Below are 8,520 nucleotides of genomic sequence, written 5' to 3'. Positions count from 1 at the left end.
TGCAAGTCAGGACGGCCCCAGCCGCTGCGGCTACGACGGAACCATCAGCGGCGGTACGGCCGTTTCTGCCTCCAGCGGCGGCGGTCAGGGCGGCTGGGGCGGCGGCGGTTTTTAAGAGCCTGTTTCGCATCTTTTCCCGCATCTGGAGTTTTCCTGTATTTCATGAAATTTATCCCCTCATAAGAAAGGCAGAGCGTCTGGACGGACGCTCTGCTTTTTGTTTGCCTGTTAATTTGATAAGGGACACGGCACGGCGTGTCCGCCGATTTCGGGAAAGGGGAATTCCGTTGAAAACATTCCGCCGGAACGTTTTCAAAATTGTGGCACTGCAAGCGGCACACAGGGCGGAGCGGTCTTGTTCGCTCCACCCTCGAAAAGCTGTTTTTTCATTTTTGTTTCGGGCAAACGAATCGGACACGGCACGCCGTGTCCCTACAGGACATGCTGCAAAATTGCAGAAGCAAGCATTCAGAAATTTCGCAGGGACACACAAAAATTCTCCGCCGCTGGACTTTTTCGGAATTTTATGCTATACTTAGTGCAACAACATCGCAGAAAGGAATCTTTTAATCTATGAAGCGTATCGTTCTGCTGGCGGCATCTGCTGCCGTGCTGGTACAATTTACAAAAAACGATCTCACCGCCCTCCAGACACTGGGCTGTGAGATCCACATGGTGTGCGATTTGCAGCAGCCGGCAGTTTCCGCTGCCGCTCTCCACGCCTTTAACCAGACATTCCCGAAACTCATCTGGCACGACATTCCCTTTTCCGACAACGCCCTCTCCCTCCTCCAAAACCACCGGGCAAAGCAGGCGCTGACGGCGCTGCTGGAGGAGCTGAAGCCTGACCTACTCCACTGCCACGGCACCATCGCCGGCATCTACGGCAGAAGCGTGGCGGAAAAGCTGGGGATTCCGGTATTCTACACCGCCCACGACTTCCGGGTATTTCACGGCTGCCACGGGGCGGAACGGCTGGTCTTTGCGCCGCTGGAACGCCGGCACAGCAGACACACGCAGGTCATGCTGACCGTATGTCCGGAGGATGCCGCCTATGCGAAAAAATGCCTCCACGCTGCACAGGTGGTTGATCTGCCGGACGTGGGGCTGGACTGCACACGGTACGCCACCCCTCAGCGCAGTGCGGCAGAGGTGCGGCGGGAGCTGCGCATTCCGGAGGATGCCACGGTGCTGCTCTCCGTGGGCACGCTGCGGATGCAGAAGCGGCTGCGCATTGTGTTACAGGCGATGACACGGCTGCGGGAGCTGGATCAGCTGCACTATATCATCTGCGGCGAGGGGCCGGATATGCCCTTTCTCCGGAAGCTGACGGAGAAACTGCACCTCACAGAGCGGGTGCACCTGCTGGGCTACCGGACGGACATTCCGGATCTGCTGGGGGCAGCGGACATCTTCTGCATGCCGTCCCGCCGGGAGGGCTGCGGCATGGCGGCGCTGGAGGCAATGGCTGCCGGTCTGCCCCTCATTGTCACACGGGTGCACGGCACGAAAACCTATGCGGAGACAGGGGAGAGCGCCTGCTGTCTGAAGGGCGATCTGGTGCTCGCCTGCGCTGATGCCATCCAGCAGCTCTGCGACAACAAGCTGCTCCGCAAACAGATGGGCGCACACAACCGTGCCGATGCGGTGCGGTTCTCCGGAGAGGGACGGATGATGCAGATGCGGGAGCTGTATCGTCAGGCGATGGACCAATAAGAGTCTGTTTCTCCATAAAACAACAGCCACCGGAAACCATCTGCGTTTCCGGCGGCTTTTTTGGATTGCCTTTATTAGAACCTGTCTTCACAAGTGTATCCACGTGTCTTTTCGGCAAATTTTGCTGCATCCTGCGTGAAAAATACTTGCCGGGCGACAGCCCGCCTGCGTATTTTTGCCTTGTCTGCAACAAAATTATGCTCGAAAATCCACATATATTTCTTGTGAAGACAGGTTCTTATTTCTCGGAGGGAACAGCGTACAGGTTGGTTTCCCACGCCGGAATGTACAGCTGATGCCGCACATACAGGTCATAGTTCGGGTTGAGCCGCCGGATGAGCAGCGGCAGGGCGAAAATGTCCTCGTTCCGGTGGTAGAGGGACACCATCAGCTTGGGGGAGAAGTGGGCGATGGTCTGGGATGCGCCCCAGAGCGCCTCCCGTTCGCAGCCCTCCACGTCCATCTTGATGATGGTCGCCGGTTTCCCCTGCAGGATGCTGTCCACCGAGCGCGCGTCGATCTGCTGCCCGAAGGCGGACACGGCGGACTGCCGTCCTGCCTTGGTGGCAAAGGGCACAGTGGTATCCAGACACCACGCCACGGCGTTATAGGCGTAGACGTAGTTCATGCCGTCCAGATACTTGCAGAGCTTCTTGAAGTTCTTGCGGTCCGGCTCGATGGCGTAGATGCGGATGTACTTGCCCCGTGTGAGCTGAAGCACCTCCTGAATCGTGTCGCCGTTGTATGCGCCCAGATCCACATAGACCTCGTTGGGGGTGAGGTTGATGATCTTGCGGTAGATCTCCGTCTTGGGGGTTGTGACATCCAGCAGGTAGCGGATGTTGCCGCTGATCTTAAAGTTGATGATGCTGGCATAGACACGGCGGGACTCGTCGTCCGCCAGCATTCCATAGACCTCCTCCAGTTCTGCCGCATGCTCCAGACAGTACTCATAGGTGAACAGACCGCCGCCTGCCACCGGAACATCCGGCACGATGAGGGTATGGCGTTTTCCGATCTCCACGATCTTGTCCACCAGGGACTGGTAGCCGGCGGCAAACGCCAGCACGATGACAAAATCGCTGACCTGTGCTTCGATTTCGGAGAGCTTCCGCACTTTGTAGCCGGCAAACGAATGCCCCCGCACAAAGTCATCGCTTGCAAAAATGCCGGCAAGCGGAATGGACTTTTCCCGAAAGACACGCATGATCTTTTCTGCACCGTCGCCCATCCCGTAGATAAAGATCGGACGGGTCTCCGCCTGTAATTTTTCCCACGAGGACTGTTTCTCTGTGATAAAAGAAAGCATGTTCAGGACCTCCTTTCTCTCTGAATCCGTATGGCGGTTATTCTTCCGGCGGGTTCTCCGGCGGCATACCGCCGGGACCCACCATATCTTTGCCGCGGATGCCGAACTGATCCCGCTGCTCATTGATGCAGGCGGTGATGAGGTCGGACACCTGCCGCGGATTTTTGACCGAACAGATCTCCTTTTCCGGGGTGTCCACGTCCTTGCTGAACAGAATGATCGTTCCGCAGCCGAAGAGTCGCTGCCCCAGCGGCAGCTCCATTTTCTTGTCGGTGATGCGGTAGATGTCCAGCTCGTCCTCGGTGATGGTCAGGAATCCCACCCGTGTGATCAGGCGGGTGTCTGTCAGGTAATATCGGGTAAAGGACAGGGGCAGTCCAAACAGCGTTCGCTTTTTATCCGTCCAGAGATACTCCAGTCCGTCTTTGGTTTTTCCGCCAGCCATATCTGTCCTTCCTTTCAAATCTTTTGCTCCAGGTTCCACGAAGGAACCCCTCAGTCAAGCCTACGGCTTGCCAGCTCACAAAAATCAATTTTCATGATAGCCTCCCCTGAAAGGGGAAGGGGACCGCCGTTAGGCGGTGGAGAGGTCCTTTCGTAAAATCCTTTTCAGCATAAGTGAAGACCCCTCAGTCAGTGCTGCGCACTGCCAGCTCTTACCGAGCGGTCCCTTTTGTCACTTCGTGACATTTCCCCATTCCATGGGGAATCACCCCTTTCAGGGGAGCCTATTTTGAGCGGACACGGCACGCCGTGTCCCTACAAAGTGCGCCGAACGCAGGACGTTCCCGCAGCGGCGAATCTTACAGAGTGATCTCGCCCTTGCCACCCTGCATGGTGATCTTCTTATCTGTGCCGGCAACGGAGACGGTGAAGGTCTTGTCGGTTTCACCGCTCTCGATGGTGATGGCATTGCCCTTGCGGGTGGCGGTGAGCGTCAGCACCGGATTTGCCTTGGTATCGTAAACCGATGCCGAGGCAGACTTGCCGTCCTCCAGATTGCAGATGCAGAAGTCTGCGCCGCTGAGATAGTCATACTCAAACTGGTTCCCGAACGCACCGAACGCAACGATGGAGTTGGGCTTTGCCAGCACCGGCATCTCCATGAAGGTGCAGGTCACAGCGTGATACTTGCCGCCCTCGTAGGTCTTGCCGGTGATGATGTCGTACCACTTGCCCTCCGGCAAGTAGAAGTTTGCCACGCCGTCCTCCCGGAATACCGGCGCACACAGCAGATTATCGCCCAGCATGTACTGCTGATCCAGATAGCGGCAGGCGATATCGTCGGTATAGTCCATGACCATGGGGCGCATCATCGGGATACCGGTGGTGTGGGTCTTGACTGCCTGTGCGAAGAGGTACGGCATGAGCTTGCCCTTGAGCTTGGTAAAGAAACGCAGGACATCGCAGGACTCCTCGTCGAAATTCCACGGCACACGGTAGGAGGTGGAGCCGTGGAGGCGGCTGTGGGTGGACATCAGACCGAATGCGCACCAGCGCTTATAGACATCCGGCGAAGCGGTTGCCTCGAAGCCGCCGATGTCGTGGCTGAAGAAGCCGAAGCCGGAGGAGCACAGGGACAGTCCGCCACGGAGAGTTTCCGCCATGGAGGTGTACTCTGCGGAGCAGTCGCCGCCCCAGTGTACCGGGAACTTCTGACCGCCGACGGTGGCGCTTCTGGCGAACAGGCACGCCTGTCCCTTGCCGTAGTAGTCCTCCAGCACCTCGAACACGGTCTTGTTATACAGATACGTATAATAATTGTGCATGGCAATGGGGTCTGCGCCGTTGTGGTATACCACCTTGGTGGGGATGCGCTCGCCGAAGTCGGTCTTGATGGCAGTCACGCCCATCTCGCACAACTTGCGCACGCCGGATGCGAACCACTTGGCTGCCTCCGGATTGGTGAAGTCCACGATCGCCATACCCGGCTGCCACATATCGGTCTGGAAGACGCTGCCGTCCGGATTCTTCAGGAAGTAGCCCTTCTCCACGCCGATGTCAAACAGGCAGGAGCGCTGGGAGATGTACGGGTTGATCCAGCAGCACAGTCCCAGTCCCCGGTCTGCCAGACGCTTCAGCATTGCCGGCGGGTCAGGGAACTGGGTCAGATCCCACTCGAAGTCCGTCCAGTGGTATTCCTTCATCCAGAAGCAGTCGAAGTGGAACATCTGGAGAGGAATGTCACGCTCTGCCATGCCGCTGATAAACGAGGTAACGGTCTCCTCGTCATAGGTGGTGGTGAAAGAGGTGGACAGCCACAGACCGAAGGTTTTTGCCGGCGGAAGTGCCGGCTTGCCGGTGAGGTCGGTGTAGTTCACCAGAACTTCCTGTAAGTTTTCGCCGCCGATGAAGAAGTAGTCCAGTTCCTCGCCCGGTACGGTAAAGGAAACCTTGTTGATAGTATCCGAAGCCACTTCAAAGGAAACCTTATCTGCGGTGTTCACCAGAATGCCGTACTTATTGGAGGTCAGATAGAACGGGATGCACTTATAGCTCTGGTCGGAGCAGGTGCCGCCGTCGGAGTTCCATGTTTCCACGGTCTGACCGTTCTTGACAAAGGGAGTGAACTTCTCGCCGAAGCCGTAGACACATTCGCCCACATCCAGCGTCAGCTGTTCCCGCACATAGGCACTGCGGCTGTCCTGCGGGAAATTGAAAAATTCGTCATCAGTCTGCACGGAGAGGCGGGCATCCCGATGGAACTTGTTCTCCTGAATGTAGGAGGTGGAGCGCCAGCCGCCGCCGGTGATGCGCTTGCCGTTCCGCAGATAGGACACATCCCAGCCGTCTGTGCCCTTTCTGATCTTCACAGTGGTGCTGCCGACAGTCATGGAGACGAAGCCGTCCTCCTCGTGGATGTCATCCGGCACGTAGCCCTCCGGCAGGTTCAGGTCAAACTGGGGCTTGTTTTTCAGTCCGCCACGATGGTGGGCGATCTGCACACGGATCACGTCCGGCGCAACTGCAGTGTAGATGATCTCGAATGTCACACCGCCGAGTGTCATGGCACGATTCCAGATGGCATTTGCCGTGGCAAATACATGGATCGAGTTCCGGGCAGCTGTCACCTCATACGCCTGCGCTGCATAGGAAACCTCATACCCCCGCTGGTTCAGCCAAAGGCCATCAGAAAATTTCATGGAAGTACCTCCGTATCAAAAATATGGTTTTGTTTCCATGCGACTTTTCCGGTGCGCCGAAGGTTTCCCGTGCCCGTACCATCTACATGTAAGGCTATTGTATCACATTTGTAACCGAAATGTCAATCTGTTTTCGGGAAAATGTCCAGCCCGGCGTACATATTTACAAATTCACCATAAAACCTGCACAATTCCGCAGGCGTTTTTTTGTGGCATTTTTCCAGAGAAAATGGGTTTCGCAAAAATCGACAAAATACGCCCCGCTGCACATTTTGACAGCCGCTGTGTATATTCTCCGGCTGCGGGGGCATACTGGGAGTGTACCGGTACGGCAGACGGCAGAAACACCGCATCCCCTGCCGCACCGGTCAAAATTTTTTGGAAACGGAGAAAAACAGCATGGAAATGAAACACAAGAACTCCAACATCAAGTGCTCTGTCACCCAGTGCAAGCACAACATGGTCACCGAAAACTACTGCGGTCTGGACTGCATCTGTGTGGGCACCCACGAGAGCAACCCCACCGTTCCGGAGTGCACCAACTGCGACTCCTTCGTAAAGCGCAGCACACAGGGCTAAGCGCCCGCTCCGGCAGCACCGGCAGAGAAAGGGACCTTGTGTCCCTTTTTTTGCGGTATGCGGAAAAATTTTCCTGATTTTTTCGTCATGTTGCACAAAGGCAAACCATAATTCCATGGCAAAACGGCAAAAAGTCGGGTTATCCCTTGTTTCTTTCTGCAAATTCGGGTATAATAGAAGAGAAATAGCAGCGGCGGCTTCTCCGGCAGGAGCTGCTGTGCCCTGTTCCGAAGGAGGTTGAAGTTTCATGTATGATAAGACAATGACGTTTTCCGTCAGTGATGAAAAAGAGATCGAGATGAAGAAAACGCTGATGATTGTATATGACGCACTGACAAAAAAAGGCTATAATCCGGTGAACCAGATCGTAGGTTACATCCTCTCGGAGGATCCCACCTACATAACCACCTATAACAATGCCCGCAGTCTGATCCGGCACATTGATCGGGACGAGCTGCTTCAGGCACTGGTAAAGTCCTATTTGAAGAACTGAGCTGCCTGAGGCAGTTATCTGGCGGACACGGCACAGCGTGTTCGACAGGTATTTTGGTTTCATTTTTCGTTTCGATTCAGCGTACAGGCTGCACCCACGCTCCGGTCAATTTGCCGGAGCGTTTTTTGTATAATCCGGCGACAGCGGGGCATGCTATCTCTGGCTGCTGATGCAGCCGGAGGAGGCGAATGCACATGAAACGATGGCTCACAGGGACGGCGGGCGTGGTGCTCGCCGCCGGCATGCTGCCCCAGACGGCAGTCTGTGCAGTAAGCAATGCCGTCATCGGCTACGGACAGGGCACGGCAGTGGATGCCGAAAACCGTCCGCTGGATGCGCTGGCGTTCGACCAGCAGTATGCCGCATACGGGGCATACGCCACCACCCCGGACCGGACACGGATCATTCTCACGTTCGATCAGGGCTATGAAAACGGCTATACCGGTCAGATTCTGGACACGCTGCGGGAAAAGCACGCATCCGCCATCTTTTTCCTCACCGGCGACTACGCCAAGCGGGAGGCGGATCTAGTACAGCGCATGATCGCAGAGGGGCACACGCTGGGGAACCACGGCATGACCCACGCCAGCCTGCCGCAGCTGACAGCGGCGGAGGCAGAGGCGGAGATCATGGATCTGCACCGGTACGTGCTGGACACCTATGGCTATGAGATGCAGTATTTTCGGTGCCCCTGCGGCGAGTACTCCGAGGCGGCGCTGGAAACTGCCAGCACATGCGGCTACCGGACGCTGTTCTGGAGCGATGCCTATGTGGACTGGAAGACCGATGCGCAGCCGGATCCGGCGGAGGCATTGGAACGGCTGGTATCCCACGCACACGGCGGGGAGATCCTGCTGCTCCACTCGGTCTCCTCCACCAACGCTGCCATTCTGGGCGACCTCATCGACCAGCTTCGAGCGGCGGGCTATACGCTGTAGGAATTTTCGGAAAACGGTCTGGTCTGCTTTGGTCAGACCGTTTTTCGCTGGGGGATGCGGAATATCCTGTTTTGGTTTTGTGAAATTGGCGGACACGGCACGCCGTGTCCCTACAGAGTGCATTGAAAACATTATAAAAAGATTTCACGAAAAGACCCCTCCACCGCCTATCGGCGGTCCCCCTCGTACTGAGCGGTCCCCTCTGCCCTTTGGGCATCTCCCCACCCTGTGGGGAGTCACCCCTTTCAGGGGAGGCTAAGGACACGGTACAAAAAGCATCGTGCGGAAACGAAACGATTTCAGAATTGTTGCCCCGAAAAGGCTGCTCCAGCTGAGCGCAGC

At 56.4% G+C, this 8,520-nt stretch carries 7 protein-coding genes; 4 read left to right on the top strand and 3 right to left on the bottom strand.

The window, feature by feature from the left end:
• Positions 1-573 precede the first annotated feature (573 nt).
• Positions 574-1,716, top strand: a complete 1,143-nt coding sequence (locus tag QZL66_RS07530) for a glycosyltransferase (protein WP_022411122.1) — start codon at positions 574-576, stop codon at positions 1,714-1,716.
• Between the two features lie 238 nt (positions 1,717-1,954).
• On the opposite strand, the gene QZL66_RS07525 is transcribed toward QZL66_RS07530, so the two are convergent.
• The 3 genes from QZL66_RS07525 to yicI all read right to left on the bottom strand — a co-directional run bounded on the left by QZL66_RS07525 (position 1,955) and on the right by yicI (position 6,168).
• Positions 1,955-3,025: an FkbM family methyltransferase gene (locus QZL66_RS07525; RefSeq protein ID WP_022411121.1), complete on the bottom strand. Its 1,071-nt coding sequence runs from the start codon at positions 3,023-3,025 to the stop codon at positions 1,955-1,957.
• 37 nt (positions 3,026-3,062) lie between these two features.
• Positions 3,063-3,470 carry a PH domain-containing protein gene (locus QZL66_RS07520; protein WP_022411120.1) on the bottom strand — a complete coding sequence of 136 codons (408 nt, stop codon included), beginning with the start codon at positions 3,468-3,470 and terminating at the stop codon, positions 3,063-3,065.
• 358 nt (positions 3,471-3,828) lie between these two features.
• Complete coding sequence (yicI, locus tag QZL66_RS07515) at positions 3,829-6,168, bottom strand: alpha-xylosidase (protein ID WP_022411119.1); 2,340 nt, start codon at positions 6,166-6,168, stop codon at positions 3,829-3,831.
• 399 nt (positions 6,169-6,567) lie between these two features.
• Between yicI and QZL66_RS07510 the strand changes: the two genes are divergently transcribed.
• The 3 genes from QZL66_RS07510 (at position 6,568) to QZL66_RS07500 (ending at position 8,178) form a co-directional block, all read left to right on the top strand.
• Positions 6,568-6,747 (top strand): DUF1540 domain-containing protein, encoded by a 180-nt coding sequence (locus QZL66_RS07510; RefSeq protein WP_022411118.1) that lies wholly within the window; start codon positions 6,568-6,570, stop codon positions 6,745-6,747.
• Positions 6,748-6,994: 247 nt separating this feature from the next.
• On the top strand, positions 6,995-7,240 hold the full coding sequence (locus QZL66_RS07505) for an IreB family regulatory phosphoprotein (RefSeq protein ID WP_022411117.1): 246 nt from the start codon (positions 6,995-6,997) through the stop codon (positions 7,238-7,240).
• A gap of 194 nt (positions 7,241-7,434) precedes the next feature.
• Positions 7,435-8,178 (top strand): polysaccharide deacetylase family protein, encoded by a 744-nt coding sequence (locus tag QZL66_RS07500; protein WP_022411116.1) that lies wholly within the window; start codon positions 7,435-7,437, stop codon positions 8,176-8,178.
• Positions 8,179-8,520: the final 342 nt, after the last annotated feature.

This window comes from Ruminococcus sp. CAG:330, assembly GCF_000437175.1.
In the GTDB taxonomy this organism is placed as follows: domain Bacteria; phylum Bacillota; class Clostridia; order Oscillospirales; family Ruminococcaceae; genus Ruminococcus_C.
The sequence above is the reverse complement of the archived record's forward strand: the minus strand, read 5'-3'. Positions and strand labels throughout refer to the sequence as shown.

Bases quoted from the DNA above. Each gene is read 5' to 3' on its own strand.
- QZL66_RS07525 (WP_022411121.1), bottom strand. From the start codon at position 3,025: ATGCTTTCTTTTATCACAGAGAAACAGTCCTCGTGGGAAAAATTACAG.
- QZL66_RS07530 (WP_022411122.1), top strand. From the start codon at position 574: ATGAAGCGTATCGTTCTGCTGGCGGCATCTGCTGCCGTGCTGGTACAA.
- QZL66_RS07500 (WP_022411116.1), top strand. From the start codon at position 7,435: ATGAAACGATGGCTCACAGGGACGGCGGGCGTGGTGCTCGCCGCCGGC.
- QZL66_RS07510 (WP_022411118.1), top strand. From the start codon at position 6,568: ATGGAAATGAAACACAAGAACTCCAACATCAAGTGCTCTGTCACCCAG.
- yicI (WP_022411119.1), bottom strand. From the start codon at position 6,168: ATGAAATTTTCTGATGGCCTTTGGCTGAACCAGCGGGGGTATGAGGTT.
- QZL66_RS07505 (WP_022411117.1), top strand. From the start codon at position 6,995: ATGTATGATAAGACAATGACGTTTTCCGTCAGTGATGAAAAAGAGATC.
- QZL66_RS07520 (WP_022411120.1), bottom strand. From the start codon at position 3,470: ATGGCTGGCGGAAAAACCAAAGACGGACTGGAGTATCTCTGGACGGAT.